Source organism: Acidobacteriota bacterium (assembly GCA_040756905.1).
GTDB lineage: Bacteria > Acidobacteriota > Aminicenantia > JBFLYD01 > JBFLYD01 > JBFLYD01.
In genome coordinates this window covers 17,465-40,884 of the sequence record JBFLYD010000019.1, presented here as the reverse complement: position 1 = coordinate 40,884, position 23,420 = coordinate 17,465, and the positions used below count along the sequence as shown (strand labels likewise).

At 36.1% G+C, this 23,420-nt stretch carries 18 protein-coding genes; 15 read left to right on the top strand and 3 right to left on the bottom strand.

Annotated features, from left to right (window positions below):
• Positions 1-9: 9 nt before the first annotated feature.
• Complete coding sequence (locus AB1410_02580) at positions 10-426, bottom strand: archease (GenBank protein ID MEW6455589.1); 417 nt, start codon at positions 424-426, stop codon at positions 10-12.
• Positions 410-1,285: a UTP--glucose-1-phosphate uridylyltransferase GalU gene (gene galU, locus AB1410_02575; GenBank protein MEW6455588.1), complete on the bottom strand. Its 876-nt coding sequence runs from the start codon at positions 1,283-1,285 to the stop codon at positions 410-412. Before galU ends, AB1410_02580 begins: the two co-directional genes overlap by 17 nt.
• A gap of 178 nt (positions 1,286-1,463) precedes the next feature.
• On the opposite strand from galU, the gene AB1410_02570 reads away from it, so the two are divergent.
• From AB1410_02570 to AB1410_02530, 9 genes are all read left to right on the top strand, one after another.
• On the top strand, positions 1,464-3,590 hold the full coding sequence (locus AB1410_02570; protein ID MEW6455587.1) for a trehalase family glycosidase: 2,127 nt from the start codon (positions 1,464-1,466) through the stop codon (positions 3,588-3,590).
• 70 nt (positions 3,591-3,660) lie between these two features.
• Complete coding sequence (locus tag AB1410_02565) at positions 3,661-5,508, top strand: LTA synthase family protein (GenBank protein ID MEW6455586.1); 1,848 nt, start codon at positions 3,661-3,663, stop codon at positions 5,506-5,508.
• Positions 5,509-5,587: 79 nt separating this feature from the next.
• Complete coding sequence (locus AB1410_02560) at positions 5,588-5,884, top strand: septum formation initiator family protein (GenBank protein ID MEW6455585.1); 297 nt, start codon at positions 5,588-5,590, stop codon at positions 5,882-5,884.
• Entirely contained in the window at positions 5,881-8,784 is a 2,904-nt protein-coding gene (locus AB1410_02555; protein ID MEW6455584.1) for an ATP-dependent DNA helicase, read from the top strand. The genes AB1410_02560 and AB1410_02555 overlap by 4 nt, the downstream gene beginning before the upstream one ends.
• 361 nt (positions 8,785-9,145) lie before the next feature.
• Positions 9,146-10,345: an IS256 family transposase gene (locus AB1410_02550; GenBank protein MEW6455583.1), complete on the top strand. Its 1,200-nt coding sequence runs from the start codon at positions 9,146-9,148 to the stop codon at positions 10,343-10,345.
• Positions 10,346-10,464: 119 nt separating this feature from the next.
• Entirely contained in the window at positions 10,465-10,608 is a 144-nt protein-coding gene (locus AB1410_02545; GenBank protein MEW6455582.1) for a hypothetical protein, read from the top strand.
• On the top strand, positions 10,605-11,186 hold the full coding sequence (locus tag AB1410_02540; GenBank protein ID MEW6455581.1) for a redoxin domain-containing protein: 582 nt from the start codon (positions 10,605-10,607) through the stop codon (positions 11,184-11,186). The genes AB1410_02545 and AB1410_02540 overlap by 4 nt, the downstream gene beginning before the upstream one ends.
• On the top strand, positions 11,176-12,237 hold the full coding sequence (locus AB1410_02535; GenBank protein ID MEW6455580.1) for an NHL repeat-containing protein: 1,062 nt from the start codon (positions 11,176-11,178) through the stop codon (positions 12,235-12,237). The genes AB1410_02540 and AB1410_02535 overlap by 11 nt, the downstream gene beginning before the upstream one ends.
• Positions 12,238-12,725: 488 nt before the next feature.
• Positions 12,726-13,118 carry a hypothetical protein gene (locus tag AB1410_02530; protein ID MEW6455579.1) on the top strand — a complete coding sequence of 131 codons (393 nt, stop codon included), beginning with the start codon at positions 12,726-12,728 and terminating at the stop codon, positions 13,116-13,118.
• A gap of 31 nt (positions 13,119-13,149) precedes the next feature.
• Here AB1410_02530 and pgeF read toward each other — a convergent pair whose 3' ends face one another.
• On the bottom strand, positions 13,150-13,848 hold the full coding sequence (gene pgeF, locus AB1410_02525) for a peptidoglycan editing factor PgeF (GenBank protein ID MEW6455578.1): 699 nt from the start codon (positions 13,846-13,848) through the stop codon (positions 13,150-13,152).
• Between the two features lie 189 nt (positions 13,849-14,037).
• Between pgeF and dprA the strand changes: the two genes are divergently transcribed.
• The 6 genes from dprA to AB1410_02495 all read left to right on the top strand — a co-directional run bounded on the left by dprA (position 14,038) and on the right by AB1410_02495 (position 23,356).
• Positions 14,038-15,138 carry a DNA-processing protein DprA gene (gene dprA, locus AB1410_02520; GenBank protein MEW6455577.1) on the top strand — a complete coding sequence of 367 codons (1,101 nt, stop codon included), beginning with the start codon at positions 14,038-14,040 and terminating at the stop codon, positions 15,136-15,138.
• A gap of 152 nt (positions 15,139-15,290) precedes the next feature.
• Positions 15,291-16,322: a hypothetical protein gene (locus AB1410_02515; protein MEW6455576.1), complete on the top strand. Its 1,032-nt coding sequence runs from the start codon at positions 15,291-15,293 to the stop codon at positions 16,320-16,322.
• A gap of 60 nt (positions 16,323-16,382) precedes the next feature.
• On the top strand, positions 16,383-17,219 hold the full coding sequence (locus tag AB1410_02510) for a GNAT family N-acetyltransferase (GenBank protein ID MEW6455575.1): 837 nt from the start codon (positions 16,383-16,385) through the stop codon (positions 17,217-17,219).
• Between the two features lie 271 nt (positions 17,220-17,490).
• Positions 17,491-18,354, top strand: a complete 864-nt coding sequence (locus tag AB1410_02505; GenBank protein MEW6455574.1) for a PaaX family transcriptional regulator C-terminal domain-containing protein — start codon at positions 17,491-17,493, stop codon at positions 18,352-18,354.
• 210 nt (positions 18,355-18,564) lie between these two features.
• On the top strand, positions 18,565-22,209 hold the full coding sequence (locus AB1410_02500; GenBank protein ID MEW6455573.1) for a beta-propeller fold lactonase family protein: 3,645 nt from the start codon (positions 18,565-18,567) through the stop codon (positions 22,207-22,209).
• 19 nt (positions 22,210-22,228) lie between these two features.
• Positions 22,229-23,356: a kelch repeat-containing protein gene (locus tag AB1410_02495; GenBank protein MEW6455572.1), complete on the top strand. Its 1,128-nt coding sequence runs from the start codon at positions 22,229-22,231 to the stop codon at positions 23,354-23,356.
• The last annotated feature ends 64 nt before the right edge of the window (positions 23,357-23,420 follow it).

Below are 23,420 nucleotides of genomic sequence, written 5' to 3'. Positions count from 1 at the left end.
TATCACTTTTTATATGTCAAAAATTATTTCTGTTTTCCAGATATTTTTTTCCTTTATTATTTTTAAATTATGCAAAGTCACAGCCTTAATTTCTCTTAAAATGTCTTCCTTATTCGCTTTATATCCATTAATCTCTGCTTTGATACGGTACGGAAGAATTTCATTAATTTTAAAATTAGTGAATATCACTTTTTTTGAATCATAAAGAAATAGAAGTTCATTCAGCCATTCAGCCAATAAGCTTTCCCATTCATAAGATTTAACATCAATTTTTCTTTTAATACTGTTACTTCTATTCTTTAAATTTTTTCTCATGATAGAAAACATTCCTTCTGCTGCATTTTTAAATAGTTCCTCTATCGATTTTCCCCTGACCTTCAATCCTATATCAGCGGTTGTAAAAAAAATTTCATATTTTTTGTTCATTTAATACAAGATTTAAGAGATATTCTTTTAATTGATTACCGATATCCTCTCTATTTAATGCAATTTCAATCGTAGCCTTTATAAAACCCAATTTATCACCTGCATCATATCTTTTTCCTTCAAAGATATATCCATATACTTTTTCAACTTCCAATAGATTTTTTATTCCGTCAGTCAATTGAATCTCACCTTTCATTCCTGGAGTTGTTTTCCTTAATGCAGGAAATATATTTTTTGTCAATATGTATCTTCCTATAATTGCAAGGTTTGAAGGGGCATTTTTTGGGAGAGGTTTTTCAACTAAATCTTCTATTTCATAAAGGCCATTTCCTATTTCTTTTCCTTTGATGATTCCATAACTCTTTGTTTCTTCAGGTTTAATTCTTTGTAAAGCAACTATTGAGGATTTTTTCTGATTGAACACATCTATTAATTGTCTTATACACGGTATTTTTGACTCTATGATATCATCGCCTAAAATAACTCCAAAAGCGTCATCTTCAACTATTTCTTCAGTGATTAGAACTGCATGACCCAAACCTAAAGGCTCTTTCTGTCTGACATAGAATATATCGATTAATTCTGAAATTCTTTTTACTTCTTCAAGAAGGTCTATTTCTTTTCTTTCTTCTAAGATCATTTCCAGTTCTTTATTTACATCAAAATGATTCTCGATGGCATTTTTTCCCCTTCCTGTTACGATTATTATGTTTCTAATATCTGAATTTAAAGCCTCTTCAATTCCATATTGAATTAATGGTTTATCAACAATGGGAAGCATCTCCTTTGGTTGTGCTTTTGTGGCTGGAAGGAATCTTGTGCCCAATCCAGCTGCTGGAAATACTGCTTTCTTTATCATTCTTTCCTTCTTTATGTATTATTATAAACCATTTTAATATATATTTCTATTTATAAATTGATATATATCTTTTAGTATGGTAAATTTGAGCTTATTTTTCATGCGCAAGATTATTCTAGCATTGTTATTATTCTTTATAAGTATTCTGTTTCTTTTCGGGCAAACTAAAGAGGAATTATTGACCTCCAATAACATAACAGCCTATTTGGGAGCAAGATCAGACAGGTCATCGGCAGGCCATGGAAATAACATCGCTGTATTTGTTGGTGAGCCTTACAGAATTTATTATGTAAATTTTAATCTTGGTGAAATGTTCAGTCCGCTTGAGGGAAAAGTTATAGCCTGGTATCCAGATCATGTGAGGATAAAGCCGATTCAGGATGAACACTATAATCATGATACTGGTATGGTAGAACTGGAACAATACCGTGATGTATTCGTTACAGAAGATGATGTAATAGGAGTGGTTTTCCATTTCAAAAATAGAAGCACGAAATTTATCGAATATCAGCTTAACATCAACGGAAGTTGTAGGGGAGCAATAAATTTTCGTGGTTCTCGACCTGATAAACCCTGTGTTCAGGAATATCTTAAGGATGAAGGGATAATCTCGATCAACAATCCTAATGTTTATCCCACAATTTTCTCTTCTTTCTATCAAATAATTGTAGTCAGAGACGTGAAGCCAGATAAAGTTGATTTTGGTGATGAGGGCTTCTATTCAATGCGTTATAATTTAATTTTGAACCCAGGTGAAGAAAAAACTGTCATCGCTGGAATGTCTGTTGACCCTGACCAATCTAAAGCAATTAAACAAATTAAGAAATTTTTTTCAATTCCTGATCCTTTGAAAGAAAATGAACAAGCATGGAATAAATTTTTTCAAAATGATATTCCTAAATTCAGGTGTCCGGACCATAATTATACTGATCTATGGTACTTTCGATGGTATCTTTTGAAATTCAGTTCAGTCCGAGGAGGCCATGGCTTCTATAAGTATCCAGTTGTCCTTGAGGGAAGAAGTGCTTACCAAATTTATTGTGCTTACAGTGCTCCATTTATAGCAAAAGATTTAATATGGTCGAGAGATCCTTCATGGGCAGAAGGTCCCATTAAAAATATGGTTATCTGCCAGTATGAAGATGGAAGGTTTCCCTGGTACACAACGATGGATACAAATGATGTTCCTCTTCATCATAAATCTGCTTCTGGGAATTCTTTTTTAGTTTCGGAAGCTTTAGATCATTTTAAGGTTCATGGAGATGTATCTTTTCTTGAAGATACATATCCGGCTTTTTCAAAAAACATAAAATGGTGGATTAAAAATCGTGATAGAGATAATGATGGTTTATTTATCATAGAAGATATGCTTGAAACAGGAATGGATGATTCACCGAGAGCTTTTAAAAGTGAATTTTCAGGGTTAATGCCGCTTGAAGCAGTTGACGCCACTTCTTATCTATTTAGAGATTTAACAGCTTTGAGAGAAATATCTAGCTTATTGAAGAAGGATGAAGAAAGTAAATATTGGGAATCTCTGGCAGAACTTACAAGAAAAAATGTCATCGAAAAGATGTGGGATGAGAAGGATAACTTTTTTTATGATGGGGATGAGAAAAATAGTAAAATGGCAAGGGTTAAAACTCCAGTAGGATTTTACCCATTTTTTGCAGGTCTTGCGGATAAACATCATTTCAAAATATTTGATCATTTAATCGATTCAAATAAATTCTGGTTAAGATACCCGGTGCCGAGTGTAAGCCGTGATGAACTCTATTTTGATGCGAATTCTTTCTGGAGAGGACCTTCTTGGCCAGCCACTACCTGCCATGTTTTGGAAGCATTCAGCAAAGCAGTCAAAGTATTCAATCCAGAAATGGGAATTAAAGCTGTGGAATTAATCGATTGCAGCGTTAAAGTCCTTTTTTCTCCTCAGATTGATTTTTATGAACGTTATAATCCTCTGACAGGCAAACCATTGAGTAAATTTAAAGATTACATGCATTCATGGTGGCTGGATATTATAATACAGCAATTATGTGGATTTGTTCCTTTGGTTGATGGTCGGATTGAGTTAAGTCCTCTGCCGATAAAATGGGATTATTTTAGCCTTGAGAATCTCCCCTGGCGCAACAAAAATGTCTCTGTTTACTGGGATAAGCCTGATGGAAAAAAGTATTTTAATAAGATTCCCGAAGGCTATACTATGAAAATAGATAAAAATATAGTTTATAATTCGGAGAGTTTGCCCTATGTAATTTATGACCATTCTTCTGGAAGAGTTGAAAAAGTTGTAAGAAAATGAGCGGATTATCCTAAAAATTTAGTGATCAGTATTGACATGACGCTGTATTAATGATTTATTTTTAAAAATTATGGGTATTATTTATCTTATTGCTTTACTTGTTAAATTTTTAATTTTTTCTCTCGAATTTCAAAAAAGATTTCCATTAGGAGTGCTTTTAGAGGGAATAGCGATAATATTACTGATTATTGTATTTGCTCGATTTTTATTTAAACGAAATCTCTCAATTCTTATATTTATAGTTACTATAAACGTTATTTTATCCATATTAATGATAGCGAATTTGGTTTATTTCCGGGTCTACCATAATCTAATATCTTTCAATGTTTTTAAAATGGCTTTTATGGCTTTTGAAAAAGAGACAATTGGCGGAGCAATCAAATTGCTCGCTAAAAAAGATCTATTTTTTGCGATGGATATTTTCTTTTTTCCGATTATTTATTTATTTTATAAATACTTGCCAGTATTAAAAAAGATTGACTTTGTATTTTTTATAAAAAAATATTCTCTTGTTGCAATTTTGATAATCATTCTGATTTCTTCGGGATTGATATATTTTAACTGGTCTAAAGTTCACACAGGAGGTTTATTGATAATCCTGGATAGAGGAGGAACAACAACTTTACCATCTTTCTATTTCAGTGAAGTGGTTAACCATATCGCTAAATATCTGAAGGAATATAAGATGAGAAAAGAAGCAGAAACAGTTTCTTATCCATCTTGGATTCATGAAAGTTTTAATTCTAATAAAAAGAGATGGAATGATGGCAAAGAATCGTTTAAATTAAAAAAGCCAAATTTTATCGTCGTTCAATTAGAATCGATAGGGAATTTTGTAATCGGAAAAAATTTCAACGGTCGTGAAATTACACCGAACATCAATAAAATCATTTCAGAAGGAATATATTTTCCATATTTTTTTTCTCATACAGGTGCAGGAGGCACCTCAGATGCAGAAATTTCCTCCTTATGTTCTATTTATCCAAAAGATGACATGGCGATAATTTTTGCATACGAAAACAATAATTGGTGCTCGATGCTCCATGAATTGAAAAGATATGGTTATACTTCAGTTGCAATGCATGCTAATAATAAAAGCTTCTGGAACCGGGGGTATGTTTTTCCAAAATTAGGGTTTGATAAATTTTATGGAAAAGAAGATTTCTCTGAAAAAGGATGGGTAGTGGATGATAAAGTTTTACTTAAAAAATCCCTTGAGTTTATTTTTTCTCTCCCCGAACCATATTTAGCCTATATAATAACCATTACTTCCCATTCATCCATGACCGCCGAGATAATATACGATGAGGTTAATGATTGGATTTCAGAGAAGGATGATGATTATTTTCATCAATATCTGAGACTCGTGAGTTTTGTTGACTCTGCTTTAGGAGAATTTATTCGGGAACTTTCAGACAAAAAATTATTTGATAACACAGTTCTTATCGTATACGGAGACCACAACTGGAGATTGCTCCATACAATAAAAGATGAATTTGATAAAAAATCTATAAGATGGGATTTGCCAAGCTCATTCGATGTTATAATAAAAGATAATGTCCCATTGATTATTTATTCTCCCAAGAATTTTTCCCATAGAGTGATAGAAAAGATATGTGGACATATAGATATAGCGCCAACAATAATGGCAATGGTGGATTCCTCTTCTTCTTCTTTAAAATTTTTGGGCAGGAATTTATTTGATTTATCTGATGGAGGATGGTTTATAAATAGAAAAGGTTGGACTTCATATTTACTTTTAGAAAATATAGCTTGTTTCTGGAATGAGAATGGCGGATCTATCCAATGCTTTGATAATAAAACAGGCAAAGCTACTAATGCAGAGATTAATTTAGAAAGATTCAAACAGATAATTCAATTTTCAGATAGTACGCTCATTTTAAATAAAATGAAGTAAGTAAAGTTTTGTAGTTGGAAAAATTGATATAGCTTTTTGATCGTGATAAACTTATAAAAAATACAGATGAAGGGAAAAATTGGTTTTTAAAAATTCAGAGATAAAGAAAAAAAGCATTATAATTTCGATAATTTACATTGCTCTTATAATCATAATAACAATTTTTTTTGGAAACAGAGGTTACTATGATCTGTATCAGGCAAAAAAGGAATATAGGAAATTGGAGGAAGAGATTAAAACTCTTTCTTTAAAAAAAGAAAATCTTGAAAAAGAATTAAAGTTGATTAAAGAATGCCCTGAGTATTATGAAAAAATAGCCCGTGAAAAGCTATGGATGGTAAAACCCGACGAAAAGGTAATTGTTATAAAAAAATGACCAAACATGCCCGCGAAAAAATAAATGAAGAGCCACTTCTTGAGGAATTAAACGAAGAACAATTAGAAGCGGTTACTCACGGAGAAGGGCCTCTTATAATAATTGCAGGAGCAGGAACTGGAAAGACAAAAGTAATAACTCATCGAATTGCTTATCTCATTACATCAAAAAAATGCAGACCCGATGAGATTCTTGCTTTAACTTTTACAGAAAAAGCTGCAAATGAAATGGAAGAGAGAGTGGACATCCTTGTTCCATATAGTTATTCTTATGCTCATATCAGCACATTTAACTCTTTTGGAGAGTCCTTGTTGAAAGAGTATTCTTTAGAGTTAGGATTCCCGGCCAATTTTAAACTTATGGATGAAATTGAGCAGGCAATTTTTTTCAGGGAGAATCTATTTAATCTTCCGATTAAATACTTCTTACCTCTTGGGAATCCAACAAAGCATATCTTTGACATCCTGGAAGTCATAAAGAGGGCAAAACAGGAAGATATTACACCTGAAGAGTATTTAGGGTATGCTCAGAAATTAAGGGCTGAAAGTGGGGAGGAAGATGAGGTTGAAGAGGCAGAGAAACAGTTAGAAGTTGCTAAAATATGGATTGAGTATAAAAAACTTCTCGAGAAAAATGGGAAAATTGATTTTGAAGATCAGATTTATTTATTTGTTAGATTGCTCGAAAAAAGACCTTCGATTTTAGCCGAACTTCAGGAAAGATGGAAATACATCCTGGTGGATGAATTTCAGGACACAAATTATATTCAATTTAAATTCCTCAGGATGATTTCAGAAAAAAATAGAAACCTTACAGTAGTAGGAGATGACGATCAGGCCATCTATCGATTCAGGGGGGCAGCAATAACAAATATTTTGAACTTTCTTTCCTTTTATCCAGATGCAAAAAAAGTCATTCTTACAAGAAATTATCGTTCTACTCAGCCAATTCTGGATACTGCATATAATCTTATAAAGTTTAATAACCCAAACAGATTGGAATATAAATATGAAGTTTTAAAGAGAATAATAGCAAATAAAAAAAATGGAAAAATGGTTAAATTTGTCCAATTTGACAATTTTCATACTGAAGCTGAGAGGGTGGCTGAAATGATAGAAGAGAAAATAAAAGAAGGAGTTGAACTTCATGAGATAGCGATTCTTGTAAGAAAAAATGCAGATGCCGAGCCCTTTCTTAAGGCTTTGGAAAGAAGAGGCATTCCGTTCAGGTTTAGTGGAAGCAGAGGACTTTATTCGAGGGATGAAGTTAAAGTTCTTATAAGTTTTTTAAAATCGATTGCAAATCCTGAAGACAACGTAAGTTTATTCTATCTTGCAAGCTCAGATATATATCAGATGAATTCTGAAGATATAATCAAAACCTCAAATTATGCAAAAAGGAAAAATATTCCATTAAAGCAGGTTTTTCGAAAGATTTTGAATTCTGAAATAAACATTGAAATCTCTGAGGAAGGAATGATTACAATTAAGAAAATGCTCGAAGATTTAGATGAATTTACAAAACTTGCATTCAAAGAAAAAGTTGATTCGATTCTTTTCTCTTTTGTTGAAAAAACTCAATTTTTGAAAAAGATGAGCCTGAATTTTCATGAAAGCCTGATTAAAATAAAAAATATCGGTAAATTTTTTCAGAAAGTGAGGTCTTTCAGGGAAAGTTCAGAGAATCCTTCTCTTTTTTCTTTTACTGATTATCTTGATTTGTTAATTGAAATGGGAGATAACCCCCCTACTGCTGAAGCAGAGCTTGATGAGGATGCAGTCAATGTTCTTACAGTGCATAAAGCTAAAGGGCTTGAATTTAAAGTTGTTTTTCTGGGGGCTCTTGTAATGGACAAATTTCCAGGAAGAGAAATAAAAGAGCCAATTCGAATACCAGATGCATTGATTAAAGAGGAAATCCCCACTCCTGTGGATAAATATGAAGAAGAGAGAAGGCTTTTTTATGTAGGAATGACAAGAGCTAAGGACGAACTCTATCTTACCTGTGCAAGAGATTACGGAGGAAAAAGAGAAAAGAAAGTCTCTTTATTTGTGTTAGAAGCGCTCGATATGCCTAAACTTCCTCCAGAATTGAAAAAATCTACCCCTGAAGAAGAGATATATTACAGTTCACCCGTTTCCAAATCTGTTGTGGGAGAAGAAAAGACCTCTGAAATACTTCCTTTGAGTTTTAACCAGATAGATGATTATTTGACATGTCCTCTTAAGTATAAGTTTATTCATGTTTTGAAGATCCCAATTCCTCCCCATCACACAATTGTTTTTGGGAGAGCGATTCATAATGCAATTCATGATTATTTCCGTTTAAAAATGATTGGAAAAAGAATTTCTCAGGATGAGCTTTTAAATTTCTTTAAAAATTATTGGGTGAATGATGGTTTTATTGATAGAAGACATGAGGAGTTGAGGTATGAAGCAGGCAAAAGCGCCCTCAGGAAATTTTATGAAATTGAAGAAAATTCTCCATACATTCCTGTCTATATTGAGAAAACGTTTTCTCTAAAGATTGATACTGTAAAGTTATCAGGAAGGTATGACAGGGTGGATTTGAGAGAAAATGGAGCGGTTATAATTGACTTTAAATCCTCAGAAGTTAAAGATGAAAAAACTGCTGATAAAAAGGCAAAAGAGAATCTTCAGCTTTCGCTCTATGCATATGCTTTTACAAAAACTTATACTCATCCATTAGATGAGACTCAGCTATTTTTCGTTGAATCGGGAATAATTGGAAGGGCAAAAAAAGATGAGGATGATGTAGAGGAAGCACTCGAGAAGGTAAAAGACGTTGAGGAAGGAATAAGAAACAGAATATATAACCCTAAGCCAGACTGGCTTAACTGTCAGTACTGCCCTTACCAGAGATACTGCCCAGTTTATTAAGCCTTCCAGTTCTCCATCCAGAATCAAAAAAATTTTAGGCGTCTTCTCATAATCAGCAATTTCTCATTTCATAGGGGGATAGTCTATAGAGGTTTTCTTTCTCTTTTCTCATCCTTTCCTTTTTTCCCAAAACTTGACAGTCATTTTTTTACCATGATATAAATTCCCAGGGTCTCAGGAAGTGAAACTCGGACAAAAAATGCAGAGAATCGATGTTATCTGTTATCAAAAAAAGAAATTCCTATCCCACAAATTCCTTCAGGATTAAAAGAAGGATCATAATTAAAGCAATAATTCAGGTTGTGTCCCACTTGTCGTGGAAATTTAAATGGCTATAATTAGAGTGAAAGGAGCATAGTATATGAAATTTGATAAAGGAACGGTTATCTTTGAGGAAGGTCCGCTTACCGAGGCTATTCGTCGGGAAGTACGTATTGTTATTGAGCGGATTGTAAATGAAGAGCTTGAGGTCGCTTTGGGGGTTGGTTTTTATCAGCGTGCCGAAGGCCGTCAGGGGTATCGTCATGGCTATGAATCCCGACAAATTTCTACTTCTTTGGGTAAAACTACTTTATCGCTTCCTCGGGGAAGGCTTTTTGCTGAAGCAGGGTCAACCATTGAGTGGCGTGGCCAAATTCTTCCTCGCTATCAGCGTCGGACCAAGACCGTTGATGATGCAATTTTAGGTCTCTATCTCTGTGGTGCCAATACCCGTCGTATTATGAAGGCGCTGCGACCTCTGTTAAAAGGCACGCCTTTATCAAAAAGCACAATCAGTCGGTTAGTCGGTCGGTTAAAAGAACAATTTGAAGCCTGGCAAAAGCGTCCATTACAGGATGAAATTATTGCCTATTTTTATCTGGATGGTTTTGGCGTGACGATTTGTGCTGGTGGTCGCGTTGTCAGAGTGCCGGTTTTAGCTGCGGTTGGCATAAAGGAAGATGGTGAAAAAGTTTTGTTGGGTTTATGGTTAATGGGTGCAGAATCAACTAACGCCTGGGAGGGTGTATTAGCGGAATTGGATGGTCGTGGGTTAGTTCGTCCTCAGTTAGTTATTATTGATGGGAATCAAGGATTGCGTGCGGCGGTGGAAGCTATTTGGCCAAAGATTGAAGTACAGCGCTGTGTGGTTCATAAACTTCGGAATCTGCTTGCCCATGCTCCAAAGCATACCCAGGAGGCGATTAAGGAAGATTATCACGCAATTATTTATGCGGGTAATCGAGAAGAGGCTTTAGTTGCTTGGAGCCGTTTTGAGAAACGTTGGCAGAAGCAATGTCCGGGCGTGGTCAAAAGTCTCTTAGAGGCGCAGACTGAGTTATTAACTTTCTTTAATTATCCTAAAGAACAATGGAAGAGTTTACGGAGCACGAATATTATTGAGCGGATTTATGGTGAATTCAGACGTCGGGTAAAGACTCAGGCTTTACTTCCCTCTGAAGAGGCGGTGTTAGTACTACTTTATGGTCTTTTTGCCAGCGGTCAGATTGTTATGCGGCGGATTTCGGGCTGGCGTGAGATGTCACCGGTTGTCAAAAAAGTACTTGACAGAGTGGCATAAATGGTTAAATTGATAATGGTTATGTGTCAAATAATAAATTTCTACGAATATGGGGACACAATCATAATTCATCGAGCTTAGGATGAGGTTACTAAAAGAAAAAAATTTGTAGGTTTAAAATGAAAAATATACTCAAGAAAATAGAGATTGTTTTATTTATACTTTTCTTCTCCGCTTTATTAGTAGATCTATATCTTATATGGGAAAAATTTCGAATTACAAGAAAAATTTATATGATTAAAGAACTACTAAAAGGATTATGAATAAAGAAACGATAAAAGTGATTTTTACTTTTTTTCTATTAATATTTCTACTTTTATTTGGTTTTAATCTTTTAAAAGATATAAAAGAAAATTACAAAATATATTATAAGATTCGAAATAAACTTGAATCAAAAGCAGGTCCAACAAAAAAACTAAATGGGGAATCTTTTATTGGAGATACTTTTATAGATTTTACCTTGGAGGATTTACACGGTCAAATTTGGAGATTAAATAATTCTAAAGCTTTATTAAAAGTTATTATTATTTTTAATTTAGATAATTGTCCTTCTTGTCTTCAAGAATACATTTTATGGAAAAAAATTGATAGAATATTTGGAGATAATGAAGTATTTATTTTGGGGATTTCCAATAGTCCAGATATAAGTGGTCTGCTTACTTTTATTAAGAATAGGGGGATTAAGTTTCCTATCTTAATCGACCCTTCTGATTCAATCAGACAAAAAATGGAATTTAAACACTCTCCCTTAAGGATAACTCTCGATAGTAAAAATAAAATAATAGATGTCAGCATCCCTAGTTCAGAATATTCAAAGCAGAAAAATTATAATGAAATATAAAATATTAATATTTTTCCTTATCATGTTGTTTCCCTTAGTCTTATCAAAAAATAAAGAAATTAAAAAAAGAGATTCAGATAAGCTGATTATTTCCAAAGTCGAAGCTTGGAAAGGTAAAAAGTCTGTAGAGTTTAAATTACTACTAAAAATTGGCACAGACGATTTTGATAAAGAAGAATACATTTTTGGAGGAATTACAGATATTGAGGTAGATCAACATGGCAACATTTATGTTCTTGATTTCAAAAATTATAGAATACAGAAATTTGCGCAAGATGGAAAATTTTTACAGTCTTATGGAGGTATTAAAGGGGTTGGCCCAGGAGAATTTTCAGAACCAAGAAGGTTCGCTTTAGATTCACAAAATAATTTATATATTACAGATTTGAGTCCACCGAGAATTATAATATTAGATTCAAAAGGGGTATTTAAAAAATCTATAACCTTACGCTTTTATCCAGGAGATATTATAGTTGGTAAGAGTGGAAAATTATATATAACAGATGTAAGAAGTAAAAGTAAATATTGGGTGCATAGATTTAATGTTTTTAATGGAGAATTAGAAGGTAGCTTTTGCGAAAAAAATAATAAAGATATCTTAATTTATACTAGTTATACGGGAAATCTATGTTCAGATAAAGATGGAAACATTTACTATAGTTTTTTTTACCCTTATGAAATAAGAAAATATTCAGAGAACGGCGAATTGCTATTAAGTTTTTCTCGTAAGGCTCCCTTTTTTAAACCACCTTTCAGAGATGAAATGGGTATCATACGCCCTGAATCAGGAACTTGGGATATAATATCTCTTCCGGATGGAAAAATTATTCATTTAATTAGAGATCTTAATTTTAAAAATAAAGAATTCTATTCATATCTCGATTTTTTTGATGAAAATGGGAGATGGCTTCTTTCTATTCCATCAGCTGAAGTTGATCAAGATTGGAAAGAGTCAGTTATCGCAAATGATTACCAAGGAAATATTTATCTAACTTTTTCAGAGCCTTTTCCTCATATTAGAAAATATTCAATGAAATTTATTGAGAAATAATTTTGGTTGATGATTAAATAAAAAAAGATGATAAAGATTACACACTTTATATGAGAGATTTCAATGAGAGACAGAAGTTCATCAAATATCTCCTTTATTACCAGAGCGTTTTCAACTTTAAAAACCCAGTTGCGACGCGGGTTTTCAAGCTCTAATTTTTGGCTTCACCCCCAATTTCTTCTTCCTCATAGTCAATCTTTTGATAAAATATACTCTATGAAAAAAACAGAAAGGAGGTAAAGCCTTGTTACGTCACTGTTACTTCCCAAATCTTTCGCTCTGGCCGGAGCTTGAAGAAGTTAAATTTCCGAAACCCTATAAAAAACACTCAAAGACCACCTCTCTCTCATCTCTCAGATCAGCAACTCTCCATTTCAGTTTCACCCTGTTAGATATTAGACTTTCATTGCCATATTGAGCTATGTGCTTTAGAATTTAAAGAGGGGAATATAGCCGCACAAAATGCATTAAAAAATGCGAAGACTAAGATGGATTACAGCATTATTCCTTATGCAATATTTACTTCACCACAGATTGCCAGCGTTGGAATTAAGGAAGAAGATTCTATGAGAATATTTGGTACTTGTTTATGCCAGATGGTTAAGATGGATAGAATTCCAAAAGCTAAGATAATAGATGATACAAGAGGTTTAATTTACATGGTTCTTCATCCAGAATCAAAAAAAATTTTAGGCGTCCATATTGTCTCCAGGTTAGCATCTGAGATAATTCATGAGGCAACTTTAGCGATTAAATTAGGGTTAACCATAGAGGATATTATTGATACAGTGCATATCTTTCCTACTTTTAGTGAGGCTATAAAAATAGCAGCTCAATCATTCATCCATGAACCTAACAGGATGAGTTGTTGCATAGAATGAATCTATGTTTTTTCATTTATATATTGAAAAATTATTTTATCCCGATAAAAGAATACATTCTTGCTTTTGTTCCCTTTTCTCTTCTGTAAGAGTAGAATAAATCTTTATTGCATTTAGTGCAAAGGTCTAATTGATATATATTTTCTTCCTTAACACCCATTTCAATCATTTGATTTTTGTTCAATTCTCGAAGATTTAAATAAAATTTGTCGTTTTTAAATTTAACTCCAGATGCATTTTTATTTAAAAATTTTTTTGCCAATTCCTCTCCTATTTCATAGCAGCATTCGCCAATTCCAGGTCCTATCATTGCGATTAAACTCTCAGGTGTTATCCCAAATTCTTTTTCCATCTTAAAGACAGCTTTTTTTGCAATCTGTTTGTAAGTTCCTTTCCATCCTGAGTGAATAGCTCCGAAATATTTCTCATCTTTATCGAGTAGAAAAATCGGAAGACAATCAGCTGTTTTTATTAAAAGAAATATTCCTGATTCATCTGAAATAAGTCCATCTGCATAATAATTATTTAGAGAATTATGAGAAACTCTGAATATCCTGTCCGAATGAATCTGATGGAGAGTAAAATATCTGAAATTTGATTCTTTGATTTTCTTAAAAAATTCCTCAGGTTTTATTCTTTTTGTTGAAAAACCATACTGAATTAAATTTTTATCTATTTCAAAAAAAACCAGGAATTCCTGCCCGTACATTATTTTAAATTTCCAATTCATATGAGGGGTCAGATCTTCATTATTCATTTTTCGCTTAGTATAACATATTTTATGAATAATATAATCGGAAATCAATTAAGAGATTTAAATTTTGAATAAAGAATAATGAAAACCTGACCCTCCCTTTATTAGTTACTAACATAAAGGGGGGGTTGTATTTTTTGAGAATTTAATTTAGAAATATTCAATATGATTTTTGAAAGAACTGAGATAATTTCTGTTGCTTTGCAGATATTATTTTCTACCAATTCATCAATTTTAAGAAAATTGAAAGAAAGAGAAATTACCCCTGAAGAAATATTCAGTATGGACCAAAGAGAATTAAGTGAAATTGGTATGAAGGAATCAAATCAAGAGCTTATTTTAACAGGAAAGATTTTTAAAATTGCTGAAGAAGAGCTTTATAATGCAGAAAAAATAGGTGCAAGAGTTATTTCATATGATGATGAAAATTTCCCTCCTCTTTTAAGGGAAATCCAGGACCCTCCAAGATGTCTATACATTAAAGGCGATTCGGATTTATTAAAGATACCTTCAATAGCCATAGTCGGAACGAGAAATTTTTCTCCATATGGAAAAAACGTTGCAGAAAGGATTTCGTCTGACTTAGCAGAAAGAGGATTGGTTGTGGTAAGTGGGTTGGCGAGAGGAATCGATTCGATTGCTCATAAGGCTGCGATTGGCAAAGGAAAAACAATCGGTGTTTTAGGTTGTGGAATAGATATTGTGTATCCTAAAGAAAATAAATCTCTGATGGTTGAATTGGAGAAGAAGGGGGTAGTTATTTCAGAATTTCCATTGGGAACTCCCCCATTTAGCCAGAATTTTCCTGTGAGAAACAGAACTATAAGCGGAATTTCATATGGAGTTGTAGTGATTGAAGCCTCAATCAGAAGTGGTTCATTGATAACAGCAGGGTATGCTCTCGATCAGGGAAGAGAAGTTATGGCTGTTCCAGGGAATATAACCTCGGAATTAAGCAGAGGAACGAATTTTTTAATTAAAAGTGGAGCGAAATTGGTTGAAACCTGGGAAGATGTTGTAGAAGAGCTTCCCCATCGAATAAGAGAACAATTTTTAATAAAAAAAGAAAAAATTGAAATTGAATTAACTCAGGATGAAAGCAAAATATTTGAGATTCTAAAGTCTGATGAAGCAACTCCAATAGATGAAATTTCTGTTAAAACAGGAATCCCTGTTTTTATACTTCACTCACACCTTCTAAACCTTGAATTAAAAGGAGCCATAATTCAAAATCCTGGGAAAACCTTTCAGAAAAAACTTTTATAAACTTCTGTCAAAAAATTATCTAATGAGTCTCGATAAATCTTTAGGAACCCTATTGCCTCATTAAGAATCTATATGGAAATTGTACGTGTAAAGTTGTATTCGAACCTCCAATTTTGATATATTAATAAATCTAATATAGAAAGAGAATGGAAATGGATAAATCTTTGCCTTCTCTTCAAGAATGGAGAGGCCTTTACTTTGAAGCCATAGAATTCAAAAACATCAAGAGTTGGGAGTGGATGTTTGATTCAGATTTATTCGGGGTTCAGAATCCTGAAAACAGCGAAATAGGTTACTGTTGCGTGCTGGGAAATTCAGGAGAATTTTTTGGCTTGGCTGTTTATTTAGGTACAAAGGGATTGGAGTCATATTTAAAAATTCAATCAGGGCAAGTTCAACCTGGTGATCCAGATTCCTTGTATATTCAAGACTGCTTGATGGCATCATTTGAAGATAGAAAATTTTTACAAAAAGAGGATTTGCAGATAATAAAAGATTTAGGATTGAAATTCAGAGGACCAAATTCCTGGCCAATATTCAGAAACTATAAACCCGGTTATTTCCCATGGTTTTTAAATAAAAATGAGATAATTTATTTAACCCTTGTTTTACAGCAAACAAAAGAGGTGTGTTTACGCTGTAAAGAAAATAAGAAAGTGCTTTATCCTCCTGAAAAAAATTATTATCTTGTGAGAGTTCCTGAGGTTAGAAAAAATACTCTAATCTGGAAAGATGAATACCTGCAACCAACATCTTTGAAGATTGAAAAAATATCAAGTGAAACATGGGACGAAATCCGTATTCAAAGGATAAAGCGGAATATCAGACAAACCAATCTAATCTGGGAAGTAGATTTCTTCCATGCTCCAACCCCGATTAAAAAAGAAGATGAGAGACCTTATTTCCCATATGTATTTTTATTCGTTGACCAGGGTTCAGGTTTCATTTTCCATGCCCATGTAACAAAACTGACAGACTATAGAGAGGAATTCCAGAAAAGTTTCCTGGAATGTATTGAAAAAACAGGGATCATGCCCATCGAAATACAGGTAAAGAAATATGAAGTCTTCGAGCTCCTTGAACCCACTTCTGCAAAATTGAACATTACAATAAGATTGGTAGATAGACTTAAAAGTTTAGAAATGGCACGGAAGGGTATGATAAAATTTTTTAAAAGAGGGTAAGATAAAAATGCTCAAATCAACTCATTTAATTCGGTTGTATTAATAAGGAGAAAAAGGTAAATGGAAAAGATTAGAATAAAAAATGTTACAGAGGAAAACATAGATGATCTTTGTCAGATATGTATTCCCTCTGAAAAGAGAGAGGATCCCGCGTTTATAAAAGGAATGGAGGAGAAGAGAAAATGGGCTATGGAGATGCTTCAAATGTGGAGCTCCTTCGCCAAATTAGCATATAGAGAATCCACTCCAGTAGGACTCATCCAGTATAAACCCGTTCCCCCAGAGAGAATTATCTATATCTATTGCATCTATGTCCCTGAAAAAGAGAACTGGCGAAAAGAAGTTGCAACAAAACTGTTATCCAGTCTGATAGAAGATATGAAAAAGCCCAGAGTTTGGTTTGACAATAAGTTTCCATTAGCCCTTGTAACGCAAACCTTTGCAGGTGAAAAACCCGGTCAGTATTCTGCCCGGCTCTTTTTCACAAAGAAGGGGTTCAAGCAGGTGGGAGATGACCCTGACTTTCTGTATTATCCTCTTAAGAAAGGTTTTATCTATCAACCTGTCAAAGGGAGGCGTGATCCTGTGTATATTACGGAAACTCAAAAAACTGAAGGCTACATCCCTCAAGAAGAGGATAAAGGCAAAGTCTTACTCATCTACGGCCCTTCTTTTTGCCCTTTTTCCTATTCCTTTCTGAAAAAGGCAGAACAAGAAATAAAGGAAGTTGCTCAAGGAATACCGATGCGTTGGATAAGTAAATCCGAAGAGCCTGAAGAGGTCAAAAAAAGGGGCAATGTTGAAGGATGTTTTGTGAATGCAAAGCCTATAAAATCCTTCGTATTTGACAAAGAAAATTTTCAGAAAGAAGTCTCAGAAGCATTGATGTTTCCTTAAGAGTTTCAATAAACCTTTGCTAGTACTTAGTTGCGTAAATTAGTGTCTTATGTTGTCATTCCTGCGAAAGCAGGAATCCAGTAAAATCAATAGATTCCCGCTTAAGACCTGCGGGAATGACGGAGTTAGAACTTATGCAACTAAGCACTAGTGTGCTATCCCTTAACATCTTCATTAACAAACAATTTCTCACACAGCTAATAATATTAAAATTTAATATGTCGTAAAAAAAATGAAATATAAAATTATGATATAATAATAAAGGTTCAGAGTGCGGACATTAACGATAATCTTTACATTGTTTGGAGGATATATCATGCCGCGTGGGGGAGAGATTTGGGTGAGCAGTTTAATAAAGCTCCTTAAACCTTTTAATCTCTCTGAAACTGCTGTTCGCCTTGCTTTATCGAGAATGGCTAAACAAGGACTAATTCAGAGCCGTAAGATAGGACGTCAGAGTTATTATTCCCTCAGCGAAAAAGGAAAAGAGTGGATGCTAAAAGGGAAACATCGAGCCTTAGAACGGGAGCCCAAACCCTGGGATAAAAAATGGAGGCTTCTTGTATATACGATACCTGAGGAGTTGCGCTCCTTGCGAGATACCCTGCGGGATGAGTTGCGGAGATTGGGTTATGGAAGTTTGGGCAGTTCTTTGTGGATCTCGCCATATGATTTCAAAGAAGAACTGGAGAGGATTTTTGACAAGCTTAAGGTAGCGGAGTATGTGGAGACCTTTGAGGCAAAATATACAGGTTTCCGTGAAGAGCAGGAATTAATATCTAAAGTTTGGGATATTCGAGGGTTGGAGAGATGCTACAAGGAATTTTACAACCAATATGCCTCTCTTCTTGCCGCACATAAACGCAAGATAGAAAGAAAGGAAGCAGTAGATCCAGGAGAATGTTTTGTACAAAGGTTCCGATTGACGGTGGAATTTATTGATATTGCAATGGATGATCCTATGTTGCCCCTGGAATTACTCCCTGTTAATTGGGCAGGCTCAAAGGCGAAAAAAATCTACTTGGAGTATCGGGAACTTTTAACTTCAGAAGCAAACAAATTCTTTGATTCGGTCTTTGAGAGCAGCAAAATTTTGAGGAGGTCAGCTAAAAGAAGGAAGACATTAGTCAAATAATGATAAATGAAAAAAGGAGATTAATCGAAGAAGATAGTGACATGGAGGAGTGGTCCGGGATTAGGATTGGGAGCAGATAAGAAAAACAGTGCTTTAGTGCCTAAAGAAACCAATCTAAAAGGAGATGATGGATAACGGAAAGAAAGAATTTAGAGTAAAGGCTAAGGGAGGAAAAGGTTAGATCTTTTTTAAATAAAGGAGGAAATAAAAATGAAGAGATTTAAATCCTTTGTTTTAGTATTAATCAGCATTTTGTTTGCTGCAATGTTTACCCCGTTAGAAAGTGAAGACTTTCTAACGGGGTTTACTGGCTTGAAAAGAGATGCGCAGATCACCTTAGGCTATCTATCCGTTGGAAGAAACAATCACATCCTCGTTGTGGATTTTTCAGCTGATAAAGTCGTTGGGAAAATCTATGGAGGTGAGGCACCAGCATGGATTCGAGCAACATACGATGGTAAACAAATCTGGGTGTTGAACTGGCGAACACTGACCACAACCGTTATCCATACGGAGAAAAATGATGTCAGAATTAGAGGCATCAGCAATCCCATCTTTGCCCATGACAATCGCCGATACTTTGTTGTCTCATCCGATGCCAGCGCTATTTTTGAAGTTGACTATATTGCACGGGAACTTTTGTCACAGACTCCTATTCTGATTAAAGATTACTGGCGAGGAGCCTTAACTCCTGATGACCATTACCTTTACATCACTCAGATGAACATCGCTGGTTTTGTTGACCCTAACGCTCCGAAAGTCACTTATGACTCCATTGCTGTCTATGATACAAAAGAGAAAAAATTGGTGAAGAACGTAAAAGTCGGGCTAAATCCTCATGATGTTCAAATCACACCCAACGGCCGATATGCCATTGTTGCCAATAAGACAACTGATGACATCTCCATCATTGATACAAAATCCATCGAGAATGTTTTGACAGTCAAGGTGGGTAAACTCTGTCGTGCGATTTTGATTCGGCCCGATGGCAAGCAGATTGTCATCACAACCGATGGCAGGGAAGGAATGTATGAAGTAGAAGCAGAAGAAGAAATAAACGGTGAGATTTACAGCTACTGGACAGATTTCGGTGACAAGCCGAAGGTTGAATTCCACAAGATGCTAAAGACAGGAGGCTTTCCAGAATTTGGAGGATTTACTCCGGATGGAAAGAAGTTAATCTTGCTAAAAAGAGGCAAAGCCCCGGAGATTTTGATCCTTGAGCCGAAGACTTTAGCTCTGAAAAATCGCATCCCCACTGCTGCTGGTGCTATCGAGGTGGCCTTTGCCCCTGTCCCTGAAGAAGTTCGTGACAGGATGATAAAAGAAGGCCCTCCCAACCGGAAATTCCTTAGTGAGTTGATAAACAAAGCTAAAGCGCAGGGCGCAGGGTTTCAGGATGTAGTGTTAACGGAGGTAGTCGAAGAATACGATAGTCGAGTAGGAGGCACTTCAGAGAAAAGTGGCGAACCCAAGAGGTTTGAGCAAAAGGTCTATTTCAAATCACCAGCGTTCTGGAAGGTCGAGACGCCCGAGGGGAAAGCATCCATTTGGAAAGATGGCATCCTCATGAGTGAAAAAGAAGCCAGGCGCGGCGTTCCAGAAGTGGATCAGAATCTTCAGTATCTTCCTTTCACTCTTTACAGTTCAACCTTTGAGCAGTTTCTTCATCAACTCACTGGAGACATCGAAGGAAAAGGTCAAGACCACAGACTTTCCGTTGCTGCCGATGTAATGCATACGAAAAAAGTAGATGGAAGAGAGGTTTATGTAATTGGTGCCAGCGAAGGTGGGACAACTTCTACCCAGATCTGGCTAGATAAACAGTCCCTCCTCATCACCTATCTTTTGGAGAGCATACCCTTTGCCCGATTGCAAAGGGAGATAAGGTTCTCCGATTATCGCAAAGTGGATGGAAAGTTTATGATTCCCTTTAAAGCGGAGGTATATGTCAACGGCAAGTTGGAAAGCAGGAGAGAAATCAAAGAGGCAAAGTTTAACATCGGCCTAAAGGATGACTTATTTCACGACAAAGATACGCCTACATTGAGTCTTGACCAGTTTATCACCAATCGAATTCGTCTAACGGAAAACAAGACCATTTTCACTGTTTTCGCTTTCCTCAACGCGGCTGGTTACGACGAGGAAAACAATCCCAACGGCATGCACCCTGTTCGAAAGCGAGTGCGCGAACGCCTCTTTGAGGTGACGCCCGGTCCGTTGAAGGAACGCGTGCAAACGTTTTATCAAAAGCATCGGGCGGAACCATATACCTATACGGTGGTAACCATGGCCACCTCAGGTCCACCCGAGTTTCGCTTTACCGAGCAATGGAGAGAGATCGCCGATCGTCCTCGATTCAGCGCACTGGCGGAACTACCCGCGTTGTTGCGGGATTTCTACGCCGCTGTTCCGATAGAAGCGATCTATGAAGGCGTTCGCGGAGATTACCAAAAGGCTGTCGAAGGCTATCTTTCTGCGATTCAGCGCGAGGTCTCAAAAGTGATGAAGTATTGTCGTGTTCAAAGTCCAGCGGAGTTGGCTGGCCGCGGCGAGGTGGTACAGGCCTTAGTTATTCCAAACTTTCTGCTATCCTATGAATATGCTTTTGCCTTTGTTTGGCAGGATACCCTTTATTCCATTGAAGGGCCGCAGAATGGACCTCCAGACCAATGGGGCTACAATCCGCACGAATTTATCCATTCTATCACTAATCCGGTCAGCTATGATGAGCGCTATCGCCCACAACAGCAGCGGGCACAGCCCCTGTTTGAAGCGGCCATGCAACTCCCGGAATTTCAAGACCAATTCAAGACAAAAACTATTACGCATTTTTTTGATGAGTGTCTGGTGAGAGCCATTGCCCTGAAGTACCTCGACACAAGAGACCCCAAGTGGACGGAACAACTGCGCGCTGACATGATGGACGAATACAGACAAGGTTACATCCTAGAGCGATTCTTTTACGAGCAGTTGGAGGCGTATGAAAAGAGTGAAGCGGCGCTGCGAGATTACTATCCGCTCATGTTGCAACATCTTGATATAGAAAAAGGACTCGCTCGTTGGAAACAGTCGAGAGAAGTGCAATTGAAATACCATGACAGTTTACAAAAGATATTTGAAATACAAAATAAGATCAGAGATATCCACCCTTTCTTAGAAAAAACATTTCCCATTGCTATTGTAGAAGGTAGCTACTTCTTTATCTTTGATGCCGATTCATCTAAAAAGAGGTATATCTTCATTAAAAAGGCACCCACTCCGATGCCCATTGCCAAAGGCGTAAGAGCTGCCTTTCCACTCCAGTCCTATGGAGGTAAGATGGTCTGTGTAATCTCAGGTGAAGTTTTTGAGTCTCTTGAAGGCTACGCTTCAATCTTTCATGAATTCCTCCATTGTTATCAATTTGAGATCTGTGAACAAAAACTCAAAGAAAAGTTAGATATAGCTCAAAAAGCAATGGCCAAAAAAGACTATGCATGGGAGTTAAACCATCCCTTTCCCTATGATAACAACGAATTCACTAAAACCTATTCTCTATTTTTAAAAGCATTGGAAGAAAATAAACCTCATGACATTTCTAAATATCGTAGCGAATTAAAGCGGATTTTGGCCAAAAACGATTTTGAATATATGGTTTGGCAGGAATGGAAAGAAGGGTTAGCGCGTTTTATCGAAAATCAAGTCAGGCTTAGGCTCGATCTTGAAGAAAATCATTACGTAGGAGAGCCTTTTAGTAGAATCTCGTTTTATGAAGGGGGAGCGAGATTTATTGAATTTCTGAGTAAACAAGACCCAAGGTTGTTGGTGGAGATAGAAAGGCTATTTTATAAGATGTTAAATGGGGAACGATAAAAAGAAAAGGAGGTTAACAATGTTTAGGAGTAAAGGTTGGTATCTTAACAACCCTTTATGCAGGAAATTTATTAACATCTGCATTCTGTTTTCCCTGGCATTTGCTTTCACCATCCCAGAAGCAGATGCACAAAATAACCCGCTGAGATTCGTCTGGAAAAAATTAGAGCTCGATGGTCAGGGCCCCTTCGCCGATCGCGAATTTGTTTCACTCATTTATGACAGTAAGAGAAATCGCCTGATTTTATTTGGCGGAGGGCTTCATGGAAGAAATTACAATGATATCTGGGCTGTAGATCTGGATAAGAACACCTGGACGAAGCTCGAGGCTATTGGGGCGAGGGGTGAAATTCCTGAGCCCAGGGCAATGCATTCTGCTGCTTATATTCCAGAAAGCGACCGGATGGTTGTATTTGGCTCAGATGGAACAGGTTTGATGTTCGCAGATTACAACGTATATTCCTTTGATCTCAAAACAAGTAGATGGAGTGTGATAAAAACCAAGGGAGAACACCATCCACGCATGGTGCGAACTGCCATGCTTTATATAGGGGATGAAAAAATACTCCTTTTTGGAGGCTGCCTGACTCCCTTTGGGAATCTTCACGGTGCAGGTTCTATAAACCAAATTACTTTGTTCGATTTGAAAACAGGTCAATGGACGAAAATCGAATCGAAAGGAGATATTCCTCCGCCCCACACTAACCCAGCCGTTGCCTTGGACAGGAGAAATCATCGAGCGATTATGTTCATGGGCTCTACCTTCACTGACCGTGAGAGTTATCTATCAGAGGTTTATGTCTTGGACCTGCGAAACTGGACCTGGACAAAACTTCAGACCAAGAATCCTCCAAGCGCCAGGGGCTATGTAGGGCATGCCCTTCTGGAGGATTTGAACCGATTGATTATCTTTGGAGGTTGGGATGGAAATTGGCAGCGGCAATCGGCCCTGGGTGAAACATACTCGCTAAATCTCGATACCCTTGAGTGGGAGAAATTGGAGTTTACTGGTTCGCTTCCATCACCCAGAGCACCCTTCACGGCTGCGTCCGATGGCAAAAGAATGTTCATCTATGGTGGTTGGGCAGGCGTGCCCAGATGGGGGTCTCTCTACAATGATGTCTGGGAACTGAGTTATGAAAAATAAAATGGACTTGAAACTTCTTTTAAAATATCAGGGGAACTGATAAATTTGCATCTGCGACAAAAAT

Excerpts from the sequence above, each read along its gene's own strand:
- AB1410_02555 (MEW6455584.1), top strand. The coding sequence starts at position 5,881 with ATGACCAAACATGCCCGCGAAAAAATAAATGAAGAGCCACTTCTTGAG.
- AB1410_02530 (MEW6455579.1), top strand. The coding sequence starts at position 12,726 with ATGGATTACAGCATTATTCCTTATGCAATATTTACTTCACCACAGATT.
- AB1410_02535 (MEW6455580.1), top strand. The coding sequence starts at position 11,176 with ATGAAATATAAAATATTAATATTTTTCCTTATCATGTTGTTTCCCTTA.
- AB1410_02545 (MEW6455582.1), top strand. The coding sequence starts at position 10,465 with ATGAAAAATATACTCAAGAAAATAGAGATTGTTTTATTTATACTTTTC.
- AB1410_02515 (MEW6455576.1), top strand. The coding sequence starts at position 15,291 with ATGGATAAATCTTTGCCTTCTCTTCAAGAATGGAGAGGCCTTTACTTT.
- dprA (MEW6455577.1), top strand. The coding sequence starts at position 14,038 with ATGATTTTTGAAAGAACTGAGATAATTTCTGTTGCTTTGCAGATATTA.
- galU (MEW6455588.1), bottom strand. The coding sequence starts at position 1,285 with ATGATAAAGAAAGCAGTATTTCCAGCAGCTGGATTGGGCACAAGATTC.
- AB1410_02580 (MEW6455589.1), bottom strand. The coding sequence starts at position 426 with ATGAACAAAAAATATGAAATTTTTTTTACAACCGCTGATATAGGATTG.
- AB1410_02500 (MEW6455573.1), top strand. The coding sequence starts at position 18,565 with ATGAAGAGATTTAAATCCTTTGTTTTAGTATTAATCAGCATTTTGTTT.
- AB1410_02565 (MEW6455586.1), top strand. The coding sequence starts at position 3,661 with ATGGGTATTATTTATCTTATTGCTTTACTTGTTAAATTTTTAATTTTT.
- AB1410_02550 (MEW6455583.1), top strand. The coding sequence starts at position 9,146 with ATGAAATTTGATAAAGGAACGGTTATCTTTGAGGAAGGTCCGCTTACC.
- AB1410_02540 (MEW6455581.1), top strand. The coding sequence starts at position 10,605 with ATGAATAAAGAAACGATAAAAGTGATTTTTACTTTTTTTCTATTAATA.
- pgeF (MEW6455578.1), bottom strand. The coding sequence starts at position 13,848 with ATGAATTGGAAATTTAAAATAATGTACGGGCAGGAATTCCTGGTTTTT.
- AB1410_02510 (MEW6455575.1), top strand. The coding sequence starts at position 16,383 with ATGGAAAAGATTAGAATAAAAAATGTTACAGAGGAAAACATAGATGAT.
- AB1410_02495 (MEW6455572.1), top strand. The coding sequence starts at position 22,229 with ATGTTTAGGAGTAAAGGTTGGTATCTTAACAACCCTTTATGCAGGAAA.